The sequence below is a fragment of the Halobellus sp. Atlit-38R genome, assembly GCF_003665925.1.
GTDB lineage: Archaea > Halobacteriota > Halobacteria > Halobacteriales > Haloferacaceae > Haloquadratum > Haloquadratum inordinatus.
This window is the reverse complement of sequence record NZ_QXIJ01000191.1, coordinates 1-531: the sequence shown is the minus strand read 5'-3', so window position 1 is coordinate 531 and position 531 is coordinate 1. Positions and strand designations below refer to the sequence as shown.

General features: G+C 69.9%; 1 pseudogene. It reads right to left on the bottom strand.

What is annotated here, in order from left to right:
• A pseudogene (locus tag D3D02_RS18880) lies at positions 1 to 531 on the bottom strand (helicase); the annotation flags it as partial.

Genomic DNA, 531 nt, shown 5'->3' with positions numbered 1-531 from the left:
TCGCTCGTGCGGTCGACGTACACCTTCGAGCCGCGGCGGTAGCGGAACGCGAACCGCTCGCCGCCCAGCGCGAACACGTCGCCGGACTCCAGCGTGTCGAGGTACGACTCGTCGAGGGTGCCGACCCACTCGTCGTCGCGCGTGAACACGTCGCAGGTGAACGAGTCGGGGATCGTTCCGACGTTCGTCATGTAGATGACCCGCGCGAGCCGCCCGCGCTTCCCGACGAGCGTCTCGCCGACCGGGTACTCGGGGTAGTGGTGCTCGCCGTCGGGCGGGTCGTTGGCGTCGCGCAACACCTTCGGGTAGACGTTCTTCTCCTCCAGTCCGTCGTAGTCCCCGGTGAGGTACCGGAACAGCCGCTCGTACGCGGCGTCGTCGAAGCCGCGGTACGGGTGCGCCCGGCGCAGCACCTCGCGGACCTCGCGGTCGGGGCGGATCCGGTTTATCGCCATCCCGTAGACGTGCTGTGCGGCCACGTCGTACGCGCCCTCGGGCGGGAACACGCGGTCGACGAACCCCTCCTCGGCG